Origin of the sequence: Rhodococcus sp. 114MFTsu3.1 (assembly GCF_000383555.1) — a bacterium.
Taxonomy (GTDB): Bacteria; Actinomycetota; Actinomycetes; order Mycobacteriales; family Mycobacteriaceae; genus Rhodococcoides; species Rhodococcoides fascians_E.
On record NZ_KB911547.1, the window covers coordinates 74,458 to 94,073 of the forward strand.

Below are 19,616 nucleotides of genomic sequence, written 5' to 3' on the forward strand. Positions count from 1 at the left end.
AACCGGAACGCAGAGCGCACCGCCGACCTATGCTACCGGCAAAGTCGCACCAGGCCAAATGCATGATCGACCCATGGCAAGCTGAACTGATGCGCGCGGTGATCCAACGGGTTTCGGAAGCATCCGTCACGGTCGACGGCCACGTCGTCGGCTCCCTGATACCGGCCCCCGGAGGCCAGGGCCTGGTCGTCCTCGTCGGCGTCACCCAGTCCGACGACGCACGGATCGCCGACGCGCTGGCGGACAAGATATGGCGGATGCGAATCCTCGACGGCGAGAAGTCTGCAGCCGACGAACTCGCGCCGATCCTGGTGATCAGTCAGTTCACGCTGTACGCCGACATCTCGAAAGGACGTCGACCATCCTGGAACCGCGCTGCGCCCGGCGCCGCGGCCGAGCCGTTGGTCGACCACGTCGTACATCGACTACGCGACCTCGGCGCCACCGTCGAGACCGGGCAATTCGGAGCGCACATGAAAGTGTCACTGGTCAACGACGGACCGGTCACCATCACCGTCGAACTATGAATTACTCGAGCGCCGAACTACTCGTGCGTCGAACTACTCGAACCTCGGACTACTCGTACGTCGAACTACTCCGGCCGCAATGTCAGAATGCGGGGGCCGTCCTCGGTCACGGCGACAGTGTGCTCCCAGTGCGCGGCACGAGAGCCATCGGTGGTGACGACAGTCCATTCGTCGTCGAGAATCTCGGTTTCGTACGTACCGAGTGTCAGCATCGGTTCGATCGCGAGAGTGGACCCGACCACGAGTTCGGGACCTTTGCCCGGAGCGCCTTCGTTGGCCAGAAACGGTTCCATGTGCATCTCGCGGCCGATGCCGTGGCCACCGTAGCCGTCGACGATTCCGTACTTGCGGCCGTGCAACTTCTCGGCGGCGTACGTTCCGTTCTCGATGGCGTGTGAGACGTCGGTCAGCCGGTTGCCCGGCAGCATGGCAGCGATTCCTGCCTCCATCGACAACCTCGTGGCCTCACTGAGCAACTCGTCGGCTTCGATGATGTCTCCGACGCCGAACGTCCAGGCGGAGTCGCCGTGCCAGCCGTCGAGAATTGCGCCGCAGTCGATGGAGATCAGGTCACCGGCAACGAGAACATCCGACGCGGAAGGGATTCCGTGAACCACACGGTCGTTCACCGACGAGCAGATGCTGCCGGTGAACCCGTGGTAACCCAGAAACGACGGAACTGCGCCCGCGTCACGGATGACCGCTTCCGCGACGCGGTCGAGCTCCAACGTCGAGACACCCGGCTTGGCCGCGTCGCGCACGGCAACCAGTGCGGCGCCGACCACGGCGCCGGCCGCAGCCATGGCGTCGAGTTCGCCAGGGCTGCGAAACGGCACTACCTTGCGCTTACGACCGAACGCCATTACTTGTCGGTGCCCTCGATCGCCTTCAGTGCGCGAGCACTGACTTCTTCCACGTCGCCGATCGCGTCGACGGTGACGATCTGGTCCGTGTAGTAGTCCAGCAACGGTGCGGTCTCGTCGCGGTAGACCTTGAGGCGATTGCGGATGACGTCTTCCTTGTCGTCCTCACGTCCGCGAGCGAGCATGCGCTCGACCACGACGTCCTCGTCCACGACGAAGGACAGGACGGCGTCGAGCTTGGCGCCGAGATCGGCGAGGATTCCGACGAGTGCTTCCGCCTGGCCGACGGATCGGGGGAACCCGTCGAGCAGGAAGCCGTTGACGGCATCCGGCTCTGCGAGGCGGCTGCGGACCATGTCGACGGTCAGCTCGCTCGGGACGAGATCACCGGCGTCGAGGTACTTCTTCGCTTCGATTCCCAGTGGAGTCTTCTCACCGATGTTGGCGCGAAACAGATCGCCGGTCGAGATGTGGGGAACGCCCAGCTTCTCCGACAGGACTGCTGCTTGGGTGCCTTTGCCTGCACCGGGAGGACCAAGAAGAACGAGTCTCACTTGAGGAACCCTTCGTAGTTACGCTGCATCAACTGACTTTCGATCTGCTTCACGGTATCGAGGCCGACGCTGACCATGATCAGCACGGCGGTGCCACCGAACGGCAGGTTCTGCGCGCCGCCGGAGCTTCCGATGTCGAGGAACAGGTTGGGCAGCACGGCGATGGTGCCCAGGTAGATAGCGCCCGGCAGGGTGATGCGGCTGAGGACGTAGTTCAGATAATCGGCGGTCGGCCTGCCCGGACGGATTCCGGGGATGAAGCCTCCGAACTTCTTCATCTCGTCGGCGCGTTCTTCTGGATTGAAGGTGATGGCGACGTAGAAGTACGTGAAGAAGACGATGAGGCCGAAGTAGATGGCGATGTAGACCGGGTTCGCCGGATTCACCAGGTACTCGTTGATGATTCGCTGCCACCAACTGGGGTCCACGGCGGTGCTTGCGGACGTGAGCTGGGCGATCAAGTTCGGTAGGTACAGAAGCGAGGACGCGAAGATCACCGGGATGACTCCGGCCTGGTTGACCTTCAGAGGGAGGTACGTCGACGAGCCGCCGTACATCTTCCGGCCCACCATGCGCTTGGCGTACTGGACAGGGATTCGGCGCTGGCCCTGCTCGACGAACACGACGCCGGCGATGATGAGGAACGCAGCGACGCAGACGAGCGCGAAGACGAGGCCTCCGCGGCTGTCGAGGATGGACTTGCCCTCGGACGGGATACGCGACGCGATTCCGGCGAAGATCAGCAGCGACATACCGTTGCCCACACCACGTTCGGTGATGACCTCACCGAACCACATCACCACGGCCGCACCTGCGGTCATGACGAGAACGATGATGACGAGTCCGAAGATCGACTGGTCGGCGATGATGTCCTGCTGGCATCCCTGAAGGAGCTGTCCGCGTGAAGCGAGAGCGACGAGGCCGGTCGCCTGCAGGATCGCGAGCGCGATCGACAGGTAACGGGTGTACTGCGTCATTTTCGCCTGGCCGGACTGGCCCTCCTTGCGGAGTTGCTCGAACTTCGGGATGACGACCGTCAGGAGCTGAACGATGATGCTCGCAGTGATGTACGGCATGATGCCGATCGCGAAGACCGACAACTGCAGCAGCGCACCACCGGAGAAAAGGTTGATAAGCGAGTAGATACCCGCTTGGTCACCACCGGAGACCTGGTCGATGCAGGCTCGGACGTTGGCGTAATCCACACCCGGCGACGGAAGCGTAGCGCCGAAGCGGTACAGGGCGACCAGACCGAGTGTGAACAGGATCTTCCGTCTCAGGTCAGGGGTCCTGAGGGCCGACACGAAGGCGGAAAGCAAAGATCCTCCTGGCACGACTGCGATGGCATCGAAACTTGCATCGAGCCACCAGGCTCTCGGCTGTTCGATCTTGGATTGCGCACGACACGGGTCGTCCGCATGAAACGCATGTTCACGTAACTCTAGAACTCTAACAGTGCGCGACGAACCGCCGGACGGACAGTCCGCGCACCACCCGACCGGTCGGCGGGCGAGCTACTGCACTGCAGCGATGGCCGCAGCGTTGCCCTCGAAAGGGGTTGCCGCTGCGGCCATCGTCACACTGTGTGCTCACTCGACCGGAGTCGAGTTCGCGGCTATACCTCGGTTGCAGAACCGCCGGCAGCGGCGATCTTTTCCTTGGCGGAACCGGTGAACTTGTTGACGGAGATGTCGACCTTCACGGTCAGCTTGCCGTCGCCCAGAACCTTGACGGGCTCGTTCTTGCGGACTGCGCCCTTGGCAATCAGGTCAGCGATGCTGATCTGGCCACCCTCGGGGAACAGGCGCTCGATGTCGCGAAGGTTCACGACCTGGAACTCGACACGGTTCGGGTTGGTGAAGCCCTTGAGCTTCGGGAGACGCATGTGAAGGGGCATCTGGCCACCCTCGAAGCGTGCCGGCACGTTCTTGCGTGCGCCGGTTCCCTTGGTACCGCGACCTGCGGTCTTGCCACGCTTGCCACCTTCACCGCGGCCGACGCGAATCTTCGCCGACTTGGATCCGGGTGCGGGGCGCAGGTGGTGCAGTTTGATGGTCATGGTTAGACCTCCTCAACTGTTACGAGGTGGCGCACCACGTTGACCAGTCCGCGAGTCTGCGGGGTGTCCTCGCGGACGACGGACTGGCGGATGCCTTTGAGTCCGAGGGTCCGCAGACTGTCCCGCTGGTTCGACTTCTGGCCGATGGTGCTCTTGATCTGAGTGACCTTCAGCTGTGCCATTACTTCACCGCTCCTGCCTGTGCACGCGCACGCAGCATTCCGGCAGGTGCAACCTCTTCGAGGGTGAGTCCACGGCGAGCCGCGACTTCCTCGGGACGCTGCAGATCCTTGAGGGCTGCGACGGTGGCGTGAACGACGTTGATGGCGTTGTCGCTACCGAGCGACTTCGACAGCACGTCGTGGATGCCTGCGCACTCCAGCACGGCGCGAACAGCACCACCGGCGATGACACCGGTACCGGCGCTGGCCGGGCGGAGCATGACGACGCCTGCTGCTGCTTCACCCTGGACGGGGTGCGTGATGGTGCCGCCGATCATCGGGACGCGGAAGAAGCTCTTGCGGGCCTCTTCGACACCCTTCTGGATGGCTGCGGGAACTTCCTTGGCCTTGCCGTAGCCGACGCCGACCAAGCCGTTGCCGTCTCCGACGATGACGAGGGCGGTGAAGCTGAAGCGACGACCACCCTTGACGACCTTGGAGACGCGGTTGATCGCGACTACGCGCTCGATGAAGTTCGACTTCTCGGCAGCGTTTCCGCCACGCGAGTTGTCACGGCGGTCGCGTCCACCACGGTTGTCACCGCGGTTGTCGCCACCACTGTTGGGTCCACTGTTCTGTCCGGCGGGGCCATTTCCGCCGTCACGCCGTTGACGTCCCGGCATCAGGCTGTCCTTCCGTTGTCAGTTGCAGTCATCATCAGAATGCCAACCCGCCTTCACGAGCGGCATCGGCCAGAGCCGCGATGCGGCCGCTGTAGCTGTTGCCGCCACGGTCGAAGACGACCGCGTCGATTCCAGCTGCCTTGGCGCGGCTGGCGATGAGCTCGCCGACCTTTGCGCTCTGCGCCTTCTTGTCTCCGTCGAGCGCACGCACGTCGGCTTCGATCGTCGATGCGGAAGCCAGGGTGTGGCCTGCCAGATCGTCGACGAGCTGAACGTGGATGTGGCGCGAAGAGCGGTTGACGACCAAGCGAGGACGCTCGGGCGTTCCGGAGATCTTCTTGCGGAGACGGAAGTGGCGACGCGCCTTCGAGAGGCGACGCTTCGTCGAGATGTCCGTGCCGCGAGGCGTGCGGTCGACCTTCGCCTTGTCTGCTGTTTGCTGGCTCATATCACTTACCCGTCTTTCCGACCTTGCGGCGGATAACTTCACCCTCGTAGCGGATGCCCTTGCCCTTGTACGGGTCCGGACGCCGCAGACGACGAATGTTGGCAGCGATCTGGCCGACTGCCTGCTTGTCGATACCGGTGATGGTGAAACGCGTGGGCGACTCGACCGTGAAGGTGATGCCTTCCGGCGCCTCGATCAGCACAGGGTGGCTGTACCCGAGTGCGAATTCGAGATCCTTGCCCTTCAGCACCGTTCGGTAACCGACGCCGTGAATCTCCATCTTGGTGGTGTAACCGTTGGTGACACCGGTGATGAGGTTCGCGACCAGGGTGCGCGAGAGACCGTGCAATGCACGGCTACGACGCTCGTCGTCGGGGCGGGTCACGGCGATGCTGCCGTCATCCGCACGTGCGATCTGGATGGGCTCGGCGATCGTCAGGCTCAGGGCACCCTTGGGGCCCTTGACCGCGACGTTCTGGCCGTCGATCGTGATGTCGACGCCCGCGGGGACCGCGACCGGCAATTTTCCAATACGTGACATGGTGGTGGCCTCCCCTACCAGACGTAGGCGAGGACTTCTCCGCCCACACCCTGCTTGGCCGCCTGACGTTCTGTGAGCAGACCGGTGGACGTGGAGATGATCGCCACGCCCAGGCCGCCGAGAACCTTGGGCAGATTGGTGGATTTTGCGTATACGCGAAGACCAGGCTTCGAGATACGACGCACGCCCGCGAGGCTGCGCTCACGGCTGGGCCCGTACTTCAGATCGACGATGAGGGTCTTGCCGACCTCGGCGTCTTCGGTGCGGAAATCAGCGATGTAGCCCTCACGCTTCAGGATGTCGGCGATGTTCGCCTTCAGCTTCGAGTGGGGAAGCTTCACCTGGTCGTGGTACGCCGAGTTGGCGTTGCGCAGACGGGTCAAGAAGTCTGCAATTGGATCGGTCATCGTCATGGTGTGACCTGTGCACCTTTCTCGCAGCGGTTCCCATGCAACACGTGCGAACTGGTGCCCCCTGGGTTGGCGAACAACCCGGGCCTGGCTCGTCACATCGTGGGCCTACAACGAAGTGAACATGTCCTGACCGACTGTTGCCGGTCAGGGGTTGCGCTCCAAGCAATGCATCTCTGCACTGCCAGGTGTTTCGAGCTTCCGCGTGGTGATGCCGCGTGCGGAGAACTCGAGGTTGCGTCTGTATTGCAAGGACTCGTGTGCAGGCACGACGAAGCCCGGGCAACCGCACTAGTGTAGGCAACCGGTGGGCAAACTCCAAATCGTTCGCCCTCAGTCCTGATCCAGCCTGTCGACGTCGATACGCGGCGCACCCTGCCCCGTCGCTCGGTTGACGACGTAGGTGACCGCCCACAGGACGACGCCGAGCAGCAGCATGGCACCGGCGATCTTGTACTGAATCATCTGTGCATCGGTTCGAGCCCACGGGCCCACCAGGAACAGGCACAGCACTGCTCCGGCGACCGGTACCCAGAACGGCGCTCGGAAGAAGGTCTTGTCCGCCCGTTGCTTCAACACCAGGCAGGCGACGTTGACCACGGCGAACACTCCGAGCAGCAACAAGCCGGTGGTTCCCGACAGGGCGCTGACCACCGAATTGCCGGACAGCCGATTGACCACGACGATCAGCACCACCGCAAGAACAGTCGTAAAAAGGATTGCGGTCCAGGGCGATCGACGTTTCGGAAGTACTGCTCCGAGTGCCGTCGGCAGGACTCGCTGCCGGGCGAGACCGTAAATGCATCTGCTGGCCATCAGCATGTTGATGAGTGCAGTGTTGGCCACGGCGAACACCGTCATGTAGGGGAATATCTCGTCGATGGGGAGACTCGGTGCACCGACGCGCACGACGTGCAACAGAATTCCTTCGCTTCCCGAATCGTAGTTCAGCGGTAGAACGGCGATGACCGCGACGACGACCAGCACGTAGATCAGGCAGGCGATGCCGAGACCGGACAACATCATCTTCGGGAAGATCTTCTGCGGCTCTTTCGTCTCCTCGACCATGTTCACGGAATCCTCGAAACCGACCATGGCGAAGAACGCGATCGTCGTGGCGACCGTCACCGCGAGAAACATGCCTTTCTCGTTCTGGTCCTCGAACACCACGAGGTTGGCGATATCGCCCTCGGCACTCCCCCGGCCCACCGCGACGAATCCGATCACGATGACGATTGCCAACGCAGCCATTTCGATTCCGGTCAGGACAACGTTGAATTTCACGGATTCTCCGACGCCCCTGAGGTTGATCGCTGCGAGAAAGCCCATGAACAGCAGCGCGACGACGAGCTGAGCCGTCGAGCCTGTTGGTATGTCGAACCAACCGAGTCCGTCTGTGGTGCTGAATGTTTCGTGTAGCCCGGCGAGCAAATTACCGGCCACGACGTTCGACGACGTCGCCGCGCTGGTGATGCCGGAACAGATGACGGCGAAAGCCACGATGAATGTCGCGAAATGAATTCCGAAAGCTTTGTGGGTGTACAGAGCCGCACCCGCAGCCTGCGGGTATTTCGTCACCAATTCCAGGTAGGAAAAGGCCGTCAGAGTCGCGACGACGAATGCGAGCACGAACGGTACCCACGCGATACCACCGACGTTGGAGATCATGTCGCCCGTGACGGCGTACACACCTGCACCGAGGATGTCGCCGACGATGAACAGAAGCAGTAGCCCTGGCCCGAGGACGCGTTTCAGTTCGCCTTGTTCTTCTTGCGCTTCGTCGTGCTTCAGTGTTGCCATGGCGAACCTCCGAAAGCGTCGGTTCGGTTCACGATAGACCTGCAGGCGTGGTCTGGATACTCGAAACGTCCACCCGTTGCAGCCGGGTCGATCGAGGTCGATAGTGCAGGTAGAGGGCGCACACGAAAAACGGGCGTGGGTTCCTGTCGGAACCCACGCCCGTCAGCGTGATGCGTCAGCGTGGTAACTACGCGAGGCCCTGAGACATCGCCGTTTCAGGGCCTGGAGGTCACCAGGAGCTCTTGTGAACGCCGGGGAGTTCTCCGCGGTGCGCCATTTCGCGAACGCAGATACGGCACAGGCCGAACTTGCGGAACACGGAGTGGGGACGGCCGCAGCGGTTGCAACGCGTGTAACCACGCACTGCGAACTTCGGCTTCTTGTTGGCCTTGTTGACCAATGCCTTCTTCGCCATGGACTCAGTTCTCCTTGAACGGGAAGCCGAGGTGCTTGAGCAGCGCGCGGCCTTCTTCGTTGTTGGTTGCGGTGGTCACCACGGTGATGTCCATGCCGCGCGGACGATCGATCTTGTCCACGTCGATCTCGTGGAACATCGACTGCTCGTTGAGGCCGAACGTGTAGTTGCCGTTGCCGTCGAACTGCGTGCCGCTCAGGCCGCGGAAGTCCCTGATTCGGGGAAGGGCAATGGAAGTCAGGCGGTCCAGGAACTCCCACATGCGGTCGCCGCGAAGCGTGACGCGGGCACCGATGGGCATTCCTTCGCGAAGCTTGAACTGTGCGATGGACTTGCGGGCCTTGCGGATCTCCGGCTTCTGGCCGGTGATCGCTGCCAGGTCGGCAACTGCACCGTTGATCAGCTTCGCGTCACGGGCGGCGTCGCCGACACCCATGTTGACGACGACCTTGACGACACCGGGGATCTGCATGACGTTGTCGTATGCGAACTCGGTGTTCAGGGCGTCCTTGATCTCGGCGCGGTAGCGCGCCTTCAGCCGGGGCTGCGTGTTCTCAGTGGTAGTCATCTCAGATGTCCTTCCCGTTCTTCCGGGAAACACGAACGCGCTTGCCGGTCTCTTCGTCGGTCCGGTAGCCCACGCGAGTTGGGTTTCCGTCCGAGTCGATGACTGCAACGTTCGATACGTGGATCGGGGCTTCCTGCGTGACGATTCCGCCCGAGGATGCGCCACGCTGGTTCGCGGAAACCGCGGTGTGCTTCTTGATCCGGTTCACGCCCTCGACGAGGACCTTGGAGTCAGCGGGGTAAGCCTGAATGACCTTGCCCTTGGCGCCCTTGTCCTTGCCGGCGATCACGAGAACGGTGTCGCCCTTGTGCACCTTCATTTACAGCACCTCCGGGGCGAGCGAGACGATCTTCATGAACTTCTTCTCACGCAGCTCGCGGCCGACCGGGCCGAAGATGCGGGTTCCGCGAGGGTCGTTGTCCGGCTTGATCAGCACGGCAGCGTTCTCGTCGAAACGGATGTAGGAACCGTCCGGGCGACGACGCTCCTTGACGGTGCGGACGATGACGGCCTTGACGACCTCGCCCTTCTTGATGTTTCCACCGGGGATGGCGTCCTTCACCGTAGCTACGATGATGTCGCCGATTCCGGCGTAGCGACGTGACGAGCCACCGAGAACGCGGATGCAAAGGATTTCCTTCGCGCCCGTGTTATCAGCAACGCGTACTCGCGACTCCTGCTGAATCACAAACTTCTCCTAGACCTGGATGTGCATACGTGCCGGATTTCCGTCCCGACACGCGCGGTCGGCTACCGCGGAGCGGGCGCACGAAGACACACCGCTGCCACAGGCAACCCGTCAAGTGTAGGGGACGCACCGGATCGAATCCAAATCGTGGCTGGTCGACACGTACGCATCCACTACGTCTCCGGGTAACCCGACGCGTGGCGGCCTGCGCCTGTGGGCCGCGCCGCACGTCGTGCACACTGGAACACGTGAAGACCCTCGCCCGCGGGGAGAATTGCCCCGCTCCCCCTGGGACGTTGACTGTCACGCTCCGAACTTCAGCGACAGTCGACGTATCGGCACTGCTGCTCGGCGCTGGCGGAAGAGTGCGCTCGGACGACGACCTGATCTTCTACAACCAGCCTTCCGGCGCCGGAGTGCAGTACCACCGGGATCCGAGCGGGCACCGGATCACCGTCGAACCCGAACGAATTCCCGCAGGTGTCGACACAGTGGCCATCACTGCCTCGCTCGACGGCACCGGTGCACCGACGTTTGCTGCCTCCGGGCCCGTCGAGACAAGTGTCGTCGACTCCACCGGGACCACCGTCGTCACGTACCCGGCCGACGCATTGGGCGCCGAGAATGCACTCGTGTGCCTCGAGATCTACCGACGCGGTGACGCCTGGAAGATCCGTGCCGTCGGGCAAGGCTTTACCGACGGCTTGGCCGGTGTCGCGACCGCGTTCGGGATCACCATCGACGACGACAGCGCGCCGCCCGACCCCCCGAGTCCCGCCCCGATCACAGTTCCGACACCGACCCCGACCCCGACCCCGACCCCGACATCAGGAGGACACCTCCCCATGAGAAGCGAATTGTTCGCACCCGCCCACGCGGAAGTGCCAGGGGCGGGTATCCAGAAGCAAGGCAGCAAGATGTGTCGCGTCGGCATGAACGGCGAGATCATGGCCAGGGCTGGTTCGATGGTCGCCTACCAAGGCGATCTTCAGTTCGAGGCCAAAGGATCCGGCGGGCTCGGCCGTGCGCTGAAGCAGGCGCTGTCCGGAGAGGGCGTACCACTGATGAAAGTCTCGGGCCGCGGGGATCTGTTTCTCGCCAACGCGGCTCAGGACGTCCATCTGATCGACCTCGACGGTACCGACGGCCTCACGATCAACGGCGCCAACGTGCTGGCGTTCGAATCCAGCCTGTCCTACGACGTCAAACGCGTTCAAGGTGCTGCGTCCGGCGGTAACGCCGGCTTCTTCAACTGTGTGTTCACCGGGCGTGGGCGGATAGCGATCACGACCGACGGTGTGCCGGTGGTTCTCCAGGTGGATCAGCCCACTTTCGCGGACCCGCAAGCCGCGGTTGCCTGGTCGTCGAGCTTGTCCACCCGTGTGAAGAAGAACGATTCTTTCGGGCTTGGGACATTGATCGGGCGCAGCACCGGCGAGCGGTTCACCCTGGAGTTCGGCGGCCAGGGTTTCGTCGTGGTTCAACCGTCGGAACAGCCTCCGGGCGGTTTGATCGGTGGCAGCGGAAGCGGAGAGCAGGCGGGGGTCGGCGGGGCGTTGGGTGGTCTGCTCGGTCGGTGACCGGTGGCGGTGGGCACCGAAACCGATATCTCGGTACGGTTCACGGAGTGGGGAAAAAGTCCGAAGCACCAGGGGGTCGTGCTTGATCGAATTGCCGGCTGCAGCGCGCGACAACGACACTGACTGGTGGCGGACTCTACCGCTGGACAGGGTCACTCGGCTCCACGGCTCGACGTACCGGAGCCTCGCAGAGTCGGTGGATCCGCTTCCGCCGCCCGCGCCTGCGGTGACGTTCTATTCGTTGTCGTCCGTCCGTGTTTCCTCCGCGCCCTCGATCGTCGGCGAGGTAGTCGACGCGCTGGAATCGGCTGCGGTACAGCTGACGTCGCTTTGGCTTCCCGACGCAGGCTCGAGTTCGGGTTCGTCGCTCCTCGACCGGCACGCCGCGCGACTCGCTGCACGCAGAGTCGCTGCGTCGGGGCCACATTTCGGACCGTACCTGGCAGCTCTCGCCGACGCCGCCGTCGTCGGGAGTCCACCGCGGCCGCTCGCGTTTCCGATCGAGACACGGGCCGAGGGAGCGGCAGGAATCATCGCTGCCGCCCATGGTCGTGATGCATGCGCCTTGGTGGTCGACGTGACGGACTCTCACGACCCCACCGAGGTCGCCACCGCCGCCGAATGGCTGTGCGCCCACGGACGACTCGGGGTCTGGCTCACGGGCACCGGCTCACACACCGTCGACCGATTCCCCACCGTTCGAGTGGCGGCGCCCGCGGTCTCGGACACCGTGTCCACCGTCGTGGATCGAATCCGGCCGCTCGGCTATCCCCCAGTCGAAGGAAGCCCGCACCCGGGCAGCGTGCCCGAGACGACGCTGTACCGGATGCTCGACGCCTCCGACTGGGCTACAGGTCGCGAACACAATCGTTCGGTCAAACTCTCCGATCTGTCGCAACCGTTCACCGTCGACGTACTCTGGCGTGCCGAAAAGGTCGTGGCCGAGATCGATGGTGACGAACACCGTGCGGCAGTTCGATTCTCGCAGGACCGCTTGCGCGACAATCAACTTCAGACTCACGGGTACGTCGTGTTGCGTTTCACCAATGCTCATGTCGTATCCGACCCACAACAAGTGGTGGCGGCCATCCGCCGAGTAGTGACAGCACGACGATCGAGAGGGAATTGACCGATGAGCACCGCCGACCTGACTGGCACCGAGGCAGCCGTACTCCTCGTTCTCATGGCCGAAGCCACCGCGGTACCCAATCCACAGCTGAACAATCTCGGGCCCGAGCTGAAGAAGGCCTCTCGCGACAAGTTGACGAAGTCGGGCCTCATCGAAGTGGGCCGTGCCGGGAGGTCGATGACGCTCGAGTTGACCGACAAGGGTTGGAAGGCGTGTGCTGATCTGATGGGCACTGCGCCTCCCGCTCGTTCGTCGGGGCCGGGAAAGGCACTCTTCACCGTTCTCGCAGGCCTGCGTCGCTGGTTCGACGAATCCGACACCCGGCCCGCCGAGATCTTCTCGCCTCGTGCCGCGGCTGCATCGACGACGGCGAGCGACGCACCGACGGATCACGAGGTCGAAACACGGATCCGGGAGGTGTATGCGCGGCTGGTCAGGGAACCTGGCACCGCGGTCCGCTTGTCGCGCCTTCGACCGGAGCTGTCCGACATCCCCCGAGACGCGCTCGACGCGGCCCTGGCGCGGCTTCGCCGAGCCCCCGATGTATCGCTCATTCCCGAGGAGAATCAGAAAACGTTGACCGCAGAAGATCACGCCGCAGCCGTCGTCGTCGGCAACCAGCGCAATCACCTGATCGAGATCGAGCTGTGACCGCCGACCAACAGATCCGAGCGCTCGAGTCGGTCAGGCTGAGCTGGGCGCCCACACCGGACGATGTCTGGCGATCGCAGTCCAACGTTCATGTCCCTGGCATGCACGAGCGGGTGTTCGCCGAAGTCATGCGTGCCTACGACGATGCCGTGCACTCGGACGATGCCAGCCCGCTCGGCGTCGTGGTTCGCGGTCCTGCCGGCTCCGGTAAGACTCATCTCCTCGGTCAGGTGCGGGAGGAAGTTCAGGCGAAGGGCGGGTATTTCTTCCTCATCCGGCTCCTCGACGCCGCAGCATTCTGGCGGTCGACGCTCATGGGCATGTTGGACGACCTGATGCGGCCGTCGGGCGATGGGTCGGACAGCCAGCTCGCACTTCTGTTGAGGCGATTGACCGCCATCGCCGGACTGGCCGATTCAGAGCGCAGCAAGGTCATGGGCGAGTCGATGATCGACGCAGATACGTTGAACGCGTTCGTGACTGCGTTGTACAAGGCGCATCCTCGGCATCGTCGTACTTCGCAGCACACGCTGCGAGCGCTCGTGTTGTCCATCGCACCCGACTCGTCCGTCCAGGATCTGGGCGATGCGTACCTGCAGTCCATCGACGACGTCGATCCCGAAGAATTCTCCGAGTGGGGTATTCGCCGGGCCGAGCTCGGCCACCAGGGTATTGCGGAGAACATCTCGCGTTTGCTTGCGATCACCGGACCCACGGTGTTGGCGATCGACCAGATCGACACGCTCGTTGCGCAGGCCAGGACCGGAACCGATCAGGCATTCGCCGAAGCACAGGAGGACAAGGTCGTCGAGCACCTCGCTCACGGCCTGATGTCCCTACGCGAGACCCTGCCTCGAACGGCGTCGATCTTGTCGGCGCTGTCCAGTGCGTGGGAGCTGATCGCGGCGCGCGGCGTGGCGCCGGTGCAGGATCGCTTCCGGGTCATGCAACCGCTCAAGCCGATTCCGTCGTCGGAGGTCGGCCGTCTGCTTCTGGGCCGACGTCTCGCGGCGTGCTTCGACGAGGCGGGCTTCGCGCCTCCTCATCCGACGTGGCCGGTCGCTCCCGAGGCATTCGAACAGGCCCCGGACTTCACGCCGCGCCAACTTCTGATCGCGGTGGATCGGCACATTCGCCACTGCCTCGACACAGCCACGGCGTCGGAACTGACCAGCTTTGCGGACCGGAGCGGGGCGACGGCAACCACGTTGGTCGCTCCTGCGAGTGAGCTCCTGGCTCTCGACGAGCACTATGCGGACCTGGTGAACAACGCCGACGTGTCCGTGCCGTTGTCGCCCGACAGCGAAGATTCAGTCGTACCCGCCCTGCTGACCTCCGGTTTGACCGCGTGGATTCACGAACATCAGAGCTCCGACGACAGTCTCGCTCAGGATCCTCCGCCCAGTGGCAAGCCCGCCCTGCACGCTCGCCTTCGTCATACCGTCGACACCGACACCGACGACGAGGAGCACTGGTGCTTCCGCGCCGTCACGTCTCCCAACGCTCGGGCTGCACTCGCTCGCGTCGAACGCGCCGTCACCACGGCAGGACTTCACATCGACATGCCGCGGAGACGGCTGATCCTGATTCGTAACGAGCCGTGGCCGTCCGGGGCGAAAACCGCGCAAACCATCGCTGCGCTCCGACGCGCCGGTGGAGTCGAAGTTCGACTCGGCGACGACGATCGACGTGCGCTGACCGCGTTGGGCGTCCTGCTTGCGGAAAACGCGCCTGCCCTGACGTCGTGGCTCCTCGCCCGGAAACCGGCGCACTCCATAGATCTGTTCCGGACGGTTCTCCCCGAAGTGAGTGTCGTCGACGACGAGACTGCACTGATCGCACCGCCCGCCGCCGCTGACGGAAACGGAACGGCCGTTGTCGATACAGCGGCGGCCGACGCTGTTCCTCCTCGAGACCGCTCTGCAACCGAACCGAACAAGATCGTCATCGGCCAGGAAACCAGTACCAATGCCGACGTCACGGTCCCACTCGAAGCGCTACGCAAGCACACCGCGATCTTCGCCGGCTCCGGATCGGGAAAAACGGTGCTGATACGGAGACTGATCGAAGAATGTGCCCTGCAGGGTGTCTCGGCAATCGTTCTCGACGTGAACAACGACTTGGCCCGGCTCGGTATGCCCTGGCCCTCGGATGAACGAACCTGGCCGCCCGGTGACGAGAACAAGGCCGACGCCTACCTACGCAACACCGACATCGTGGTGTGGACGCCTCGCAAGTCAGCGGGTCGCCCGTTGAGTTTTCAGCCGCTCCCCGACTTCGCCAGCGTTGTCGGTGACGCGGACGAATTCGATGCCTCCGTCGAGTCTGCGCTGGCTGCGCTCGAACCCGCCGCGGGGGTCATTGGTTCCTCACAGAAGGCGAGGCACGGACGAGCCGTACTGCGCCAAGCGCTGGATGGTTTCGGAAGGCGTTCTCGAGGAGGCACACTCGGGGACTTCATCGACCTGCTCGAAGAGTTTCCCGAGGACGCGAGCGAGATGCGCGACGCGGTGCGCATCGCCGCAGGCCTCGCGGAGAACCTGAAGGCTGCGTCGGCCAACGATCCGATGTTCGCGGGCTCGGGAACGCCGATCGACCCGGCAGTGTTACTGACACCAGCCGACGGCAAGAAGGCTCGGGTCTCGGTCATCAACCTCTCGGGTTTGACGACCGACGAACAAAAGCACAGCTTCGTCAACCAGCTTCAAATGGGGCTGTTCGCGTGGATCAAGAAAAATCCGGCAGGCGATCGCCCCCTGGGCGGGTTGTTCGTCATGGACGAGGCTCAGAACTTCGCGCCATCGGATCGATCGACCCCGGCAACGCAGAGCACCTTGGCCCTCGCGTCGCAGGCGCGGAAGTACGGATTGGGGCTCGTGTACGCCACTCAGTCTCCGAAGGGGCTGCACAACCGCATAGCCGGCAACGCGTCGACCCAGTTCTACGGGTTGCTCAACAGCCCGTCCCACGTGGAGGCCGCCAAGGAGATGGCGCGGGTGAAGGGAGGACATGTTCCCGATGTCGGGCGCCTGCCCGCAGGGCAGTTCTACGCCGCGATCGAAGGGACGGAGTTCCGTCGCACCGCCACTCCCCTCTGCCTGACATACCACCCGAAGAGTCCGCCGACCGAAGAAGAGGTTCTGCTCATCGCGCGGGGCTGATGCGGAGTCCGAAGCAGCGAAACACGAAAAAGCCCACTTCCGAAGGGAAGTGGGCTTTTTCGCAGCAGTGAATGCTTACTTGGCCTTTTCGAGGACCTCGACCAGTCGCCAGTGCTTCGTGGCGGACAGCGGGCGGGTCTCCATGAGCTGAACGCGATCGCCTACGCCGGCGTCGCCCTTCTCGTCATGTGCCTTGACCTTGGTGGTCCGACGGATGACCTTGCTGTAGAGAGGGTGCTTGACCCTGTCTTCCAGCTCGACCACGATCGTCTTCTCCATCTTGTCGGATACGACGTATCCGATGCGGGTCTTGCGGTTGTTGCGTCCTTCAGTCACAGTCTTTTCCTCGCTCATGCCGCGTCACCTGCAGTGTCGTCGGCAGGACCTGTGGCCAGACCGAGCTCACGCTCACGCAGGACGGTGTAGATGCGCGCGATCTCGTGACGAACGGTGCGCAGTCGACGGTTGTTGTCCAGCTGGCCGGTAGCCATCTGGAAGCGAAGGTTGAACAGCTCTTCCTTCGACTCACGCAGCTTGGTGACCAGCTCTTCACCGGTGAGCTCGCGGAGCTCTGCGGCTGGGGTTCCGGTAGCCATCAGAACTGCTCCTCCCTGGTGATGATGCGTGCCTTCATCGGCAGCTTGTGGATTGCGCGCGTCAGGGCCTGACGTGCGACGGCCTCGTCGGGGAACGAGAGCTCGAAGAGCACGCGACCCGGCTTGACGTTCGCGACCCACCACTCGGGCGAACCCTTACCGGAACCCATTCGGGTCTCGGCAGGCTTCTTGGTGAGCGGACGGTCCGGGAAGATGTTGATCCAGACCTTGCCGCCACGCTTGATGTGGCGGGTGATCGCGATACGGGAGGCCTCGATCTGACGGTTGGTGATGTAGGCGGGCTCGAGAGCCTGGATGCCGTAGTCACCGAACGTCACGTGGTTGCCGCCCTTGGACGCACCCGATCGCTTCGGGTGGTGCTGCTTCCGGTGCTTGACCCGGCGTGGGATCAACATCGTCAGCCCTCCTGATTCGGCTCGGTCGAGGCCGGAGCCTCTGCGGATGCCGCACGGCCTGCCTCGGTGCTCGTCGCGGTGGTGCCCGAAGCACCGGAACGACGCGGACGCGAGGGACGCTCACGGCGCGGGCGATCGTTGCCTGCAGCAGGTGCAGCAGCGGCCAGTTCACGACGGCCACCGACGATGTCGCCCTTGTAGATCCAGACCTTCACGCCGATACGGCCGAAGGTGGTCTTTGCCTCGTACAAGCCGTAGTCGATGTCCGCACGGAGGGTGTGCAGGGGCACACGGCCTTCGCGGTAGAACTCCGAGCGAGACATCTCGGCGCCGCCGAGACGGCCGGAGCACTGGACACGGATGCCCTTGACGTTCGGCTGACGCATGGCCGACTGGATGGCCTTACGCATTGCACGACGGAAAGCGACGCGGTTGCTGAGCTGCTCTGCTACACCCTGGGCCACGAGCTGAGCCTCGGACTCGGCGTTCTTGACCTCGAGGATGTTCAGCTGGACCTGCTTGCCGGTCAGCTTCTCGAGAGCTCCGCGGATGCGGTCGGCCTCGGCGCCACGACGACCGATGACGATGCCCGGACGTGCCGTGTGGATGTCCACGCGAACACGGTCACGGGTGCGCTCGATCTCGACCTTCGCGATACCTGCGCGCTCCATGCCGGTGGCGAGGAGCTTGCGGATGGCGACGTCTTCCTTGACGTACTCCGAGTACTGCTTGTCTGCGTACCAGCGCGACTTCCAGTCAGTGGTGATACCCAAGCGGAAGCCGTGCGGGTTGATTTTCTGACCCACTACTGAGCCCCTTCCTTGGACGCCTGGCCCTTACGACGGTTACGACTTGTTCCGCCGGTCTTGGGCAGGCTCTCGACGATCACCGTGATGTGGCTGGTGCGCTTGCGGATCCGGAAAGCACGACCCTGAGCGCGCGGCTGGAAACGCTTGCCCGTCTTGCCCTCGTCGACGAACGCGGTCGCGACGATCAGCGTGCTGGGGTCGAGATCCAGGTTGTTCTCTGCGTTGGCCGCTGCGGAGGCGATCACCTTGGCGACCGGCTCGCTGGCTGCCTGCGGCGCGAACTTCAGGATGTTGAGCGCGTCCTCGACGGAGCGCCCGCGAACCAGATCCACGACGCGACGAGCCTTCATGGGCGTGACGCTGACGTGCTTCGCGACGGCCTTGGCAGTCGGGTTGGCGGTTTCGGTGTTGCTCATCGCCTCTTCGCCTTCCGGTCGTCCTTGATGTGACCCTTGAACGTGCGGGTCGGTGCGAACTCTCCGAGCTTGTGGCCGACCATCGAGTCGGACACGAACACCGGCACGTGCTTGCGACCGTCGTGGACGGCGAAGGTGTGACCGATGAAGTCGGGGAGAATTGTCGATCGACGGGACCAGGTCTTGATGACCTGCTTGGTTCCCTTGTCGTTCTGGACGTCAACCTTCGCGAGGAGGTGATCGTCTACGAACGGGCCTTTCTTCAGGCTGCGTGGCATTCTGAACTCCCTCCTAGCGCTTGTTCTTGCCGGTACGACGACGACGGACGATCAGCTTGTCGCTCGCCTTGTTCTTGCGGGTACGGCCTTCAGGCTGTCCCCAGGGGCTGACCGGGTGGCGTCCACCGGAGGTCTTGCCCTCGCCACCACCGTGCGGGTGGTCGACCGGGTTCATCACGACACCACGAACGGTCGGGCGCTTGCCCTTCCAACGCATACGGCCGGCTTTACCCCAGTTGATGTTCGACTGCTCGGCGTTGCCGACCTCGCCGACGGTTGCGCGGCAGCGCACATCGACGCGACGGATCTCGCCGGACGGCATACGCAGCGTCGCGTAGGGGCCTTCCTTACCGAGGAGCTGGATGCTCGCGCCGGCCGAACGTGCCATCTTCGCGCCGCCGCCCGGACGAAGCTCGACCGCGTGAACGGTCGTACCCGTCGGGATGTTGCGCAGCGGCAGGTTGTTGCCCGGCTTGATGTCGGCGCCTGCACCCTGCTCGATGGGCGAACCCTGAGCGATGCCCTTGGGGGCGACGATGTAGCGCTTCTCGCCGTCTGCGTAATGCAGCAGTGCGATGTTGGCGGTGCGGTTGGGGTCGTACTCGATGTGAGCGACCTTGGCCGGCACGCCGTCCTTGTCGTTGCGACGGAAATCGATCAGACGGTATGCACGCTTGTGACCGCCACCCTTGTGCCGGGTGGTGATACGACCGTGTGCGTTACGTCCACCGCGACCGTGCAGGGGGCGAATCAGCGACTTCTCGGGCGTGCTGCGAGTGATCTCCGCGAAATCGGAGACACTGGCGCCGCGGCGGCCCGGAGTGGTCGGCTTGTACTTACGGATTGCCATGAGTCTTCTCGTC

At 63.6% G+C, this 19,616-nt stretch carries 26 protein-coding genes; 5 read left to right on the top strand and 21 right to left on the bottom strand.

Features of this window, described 5'->3' with window-relative positions; all coding sequences use genetic code 11:
- Positions 1–89: 89 nt before the first annotated feature.
- Positions 90–527, top strand: coding sequence for a D-aminoacyl-tRNA deacylase (gene dtd, locus H292_RS0108815; protein WP_020111154.1), 438 nt, complete (start codon positions 90–92; stop codon positions 525–527).
- Between the two features lie 65 nt (positions 528–592).
- Here dtd and map read toward each other — a convergent pair whose 3' ends face one another.
- The 14 genes from map to rplN form a co-directional block, all read right to left on the bottom strand.
- A complete protein-coding gene (map, locus tag H292_RS0108820) occupies positions 593–1,390 on the bottom strand; it encodes a type I methionyl aminopeptidase (RefSeq protein WP_020111155.1) in 798 nt (265 codons plus the stop codon).
- Positions 1,390–1,944, bottom strand: a complete 555-nt coding sequence (locus H292_RS0108825; RefSeq protein ID WP_019663568.1) for an adenylate kinase — start codon at positions 1,942–1,944, stop codon at positions 1,390–1,392. The genes map and H292_RS0108825 overlap by 1 nt, the downstream gene beginning before the upstream one ends.
- A complete protein-coding gene (gene secY / locus H292_RS0108830) occupies positions 1,941–3,263 on the bottom strand; it encodes a preprotein translocase subunit SecY (RefSeq protein ID WP_019663567.1) in 1,323 nt (440 codons plus the stop codon). The genes H292_RS0108825 and secY overlap by 4 nt, the downstream gene beginning before the upstream one ends.
- 296 nt (positions 3,264–3,559) lie before the next feature.
- Complete coding sequence (gene rplO, locus H292_RS0108835) at positions 3,560–4,003, bottom strand: 50S ribosomal protein L15 (protein ID WP_019663566.1); 444 nt, start codon at positions 4,001–4,003, stop codon at positions 3,560–3,562.
- A 2-nt stretch (positions 4,004–4,005) separates the two neighbouring features.
- Positions 4,006–4,185 carry a 50S ribosomal protein L30 gene (rpmD, locus tag H292_RS0108840; protein ID WP_019663565.1) on the bottom strand — a complete coding sequence of 60 codons (180 nt, stop codon included), beginning with the start codon at positions 4,183–4,185 and terminating at the stop codon, positions 4,006–4,008.
- Positions 4,185–4,847 carry a 30S ribosomal protein S5 gene (gene rpsE / locus H292_RS0108845; RefSeq protein ID WP_019663564.1) on the bottom strand — a complete coding sequence of 221 codons (663 nt, stop codon included), beginning with the start codon at positions 4,845–4,847 and terminating at the stop codon, positions 4,185–4,187. Before rpsE ends, rpmD begins: the two co-directional genes overlap by 1 nt.
- Positions 4,848–4,881: 34 nt before the next feature.
- Positions 4,882–5,295, bottom strand: a complete 414-nt coding sequence (gene rplR / locus H292_RS0108850) for a 50S ribosomal protein L18 (RefSeq protein ID WP_020111156.1) — start codon at positions 5,293–5,295, stop codon at positions 4,882–4,884.
- A gap of 1 nt (position 5,296) precedes the next feature.
- Positions 5,297–5,836 (bottom strand): 50S ribosomal protein L6, encoded by a 540-nt coding sequence (gene rplF, locus H292_RS0108855; RefSeq protein WP_026347514.1) that lies wholly within the window; start codon positions 5,834–5,836, stop codon positions 5,297–5,299.
- A gap of 14 nt (positions 5,837–5,850) precedes the next feature.
- Positions 5,851–6,249, bottom strand: a complete 399-nt coding sequence (gene rpsH / locus H292_RS0108860) for a 30S ribosomal protein S8 (protein ID WP_019663561.1) — start codon at positions 6,247–6,249, stop codon at positions 5,851–5,853.
- A gap of 330 nt (positions 6,250–6,579) precedes the next feature.
- A complete protein-coding gene (locus H292_RS0108865) occupies positions 6,580–8,046 on the bottom strand; it encodes an APC family permease (RefSeq protein WP_019663560.1) in 1,467 nt (488 codons plus the stop codon).
- Positions 8,047–8,275: 229 nt separating this feature from the next.
- Positions 8,276–8,461 (bottom strand): type Z 30S ribosomal protein S14, encoded by a 186-nt coding sequence (locus tag H292_RS0108870; RefSeq protein WP_019663559.1) that lies wholly within the window; start codon positions 8,459–8,461, stop codon positions 8,276–8,278.
- A 4-nt stretch (positions 8,462–8,465) separates the two neighbouring features.
- Positions 8,466–9,029 (bottom strand): 50S ribosomal protein L5, encoded by a 564-nt coding sequence (rplE, locus tag H292_RS0108875; RefSeq protein ID WP_019663558.1) that lies wholly within the window; start codon positions 9,027–9,029, stop codon positions 8,466–8,468.
- A gap of 1 nt (position 9,030) precedes the next feature.
- Complete coding sequence (gene rplX, locus H292_RS0108880) at positions 9,031–9,348, bottom strand: 50S ribosomal protein L24 (RefSeq protein ID WP_019663557.1); 318 nt, start codon at positions 9,346–9,348, stop codon at positions 9,031–9,033.
- Positions 9,349–9,717: a 50S ribosomal protein L14 gene (gene rplN, locus H292_RS0108885; protein ID WP_008718280.1), complete on the bottom strand. Its 369-nt coding sequence runs from the start codon at positions 9,715–9,717 to the stop codon at positions 9,349–9,351.
- 248 nt (positions 9,718–9,965) lie between these two features.
- On the opposite strand from rplN, the gene H292_RS0108890 reads away from it, so the two are divergent.
- From H292_RS0108890 to H292_RS0108905, 4 genes are all read left to right on the top strand, one after another.
- A complete protein-coding gene (locus H292_RS0108890) occupies positions 9,966–11,297 on the top strand; it encodes an AIM24 family protein (protein ID WP_027498698.1) in 1,332 nt (443 codons plus the stop codon).
- Positions 11,298–11,379: 82 nt separating this feature from the next.
- Positions 11,380–12,426 carry an endonuclease domain-containing protein gene (locus H292_RS0108895; RefSeq protein ID WP_020111158.1) on the top strand — a complete coding sequence of 349 codons (1,047 nt, stop codon included), beginning with the start codon at positions 11,380–11,382 and terminating at the stop codon, positions 12,424–12,426.
- A gap of 3 nt (positions 12,427–12,429) precedes the next feature.
- Positions 12,430–13,077, top strand: coding sequence for a hypothetical protein (locus tag H292_RS0108900; protein ID WP_020111159.1), 648 nt, complete (start codon positions 12,430–12,432; stop codon positions 13,075–13,077).
- Positions 13,074–16,238, top strand: a complete 3,165-nt coding sequence (locus H292_RS0108905; RefSeq protein ID WP_020111160.1) for a helicase HerA domain-containing protein — start codon at positions 13,074–13,076, stop codon at positions 16,236–16,238. Before H292_RS0108900 ends, H292_RS0108905 begins: the two co-directional genes overlap by 4 nt.
- A 75-nt stretch (positions 16,239–16,313) precedes the next feature.
- Here H292_RS0108905 and rpsQ read toward each other — a convergent pair whose 3' ends face one another.
- From rpsQ to rplB, 7 genes are read right to left on the bottom strand one after another with little or no spacing between them, the layout of a single operon-like run.
- Positions 16,314–16,592, bottom strand: a complete 279-nt coding sequence (gene rpsQ / locus H292_RS0108910; protein WP_019663552.1) for a 30S ribosomal protein S17 — start codon at positions 16,590–16,592, stop codon at positions 16,314–16,316.
- Entirely contained in the window at positions 16,589–16,834 is a 246-nt protein-coding gene (gene rpmC, locus H292_RS0108915) for a 50S ribosomal protein L29 (protein ID WP_019663551.1), read from the bottom strand. The genes rpsQ and rpmC overlap by 4 nt, the downstream gene beginning before the upstream one ends.
- Entirely contained in the window at positions 16,834–17,250 is a 417-nt protein-coding gene (rplP, locus tag H292_RS0108920) for a 50S ribosomal protein L16 (protein ID WP_019663550.1), read from the bottom strand. Before rplP ends, rpmC begins: the two co-directional genes overlap by 1 nt.
- A 2-nt stretch (positions 17,251–17,252) precedes the next feature.
- Positions 17,253–18,056 carry a 30S ribosomal protein S3 gene (rpsC, locus tag H292_RS0108925; RefSeq protein ID WP_019663549.1) on the bottom strand — a complete coding sequence of 268 codons (804 nt, stop codon included), beginning with the start codon at positions 18,054–18,056 and terminating at the stop codon, positions 17,253–17,255.
- Positions 18,056–18,475: a 50S ribosomal protein L22 gene (gene rplV / locus H292_RS0108930; RefSeq protein ID WP_019663548.1), complete on the bottom strand. Its 420-nt coding sequence runs from the start codon at positions 18,473–18,475 to the stop codon at positions 18,056–18,058. The genes rpsC and rplV overlap by 1 nt, the downstream gene beginning before the upstream one ends.
- Positions 18,472–18,753 (bottom strand): 30S ribosomal protein S19, encoded by a 282-nt coding sequence (gene rpsS, locus H292_RS0108935; protein ID WP_008718309.1) that lies wholly within the window; start codon positions 18,751–18,753, stop codon positions 18,472–18,474. Before rpsS ends, rplV begins: the two co-directional genes overlap by 4 nt.
- Before the next feature lie 13 nt (positions 18,754–18,766).
- Positions 18,767–19,603: a 50S ribosomal protein L2 gene (rplB, locus tag H292_RS0108940; RefSeq protein ID WP_019663547.1), complete on the bottom strand. Its 837-nt coding sequence runs from the start codon at positions 19,601–19,603 to the stop codon at positions 18,767–18,769.
- Between the last annotated feature and the right edge of the window lie 13 nt (positions 19,604–19,616).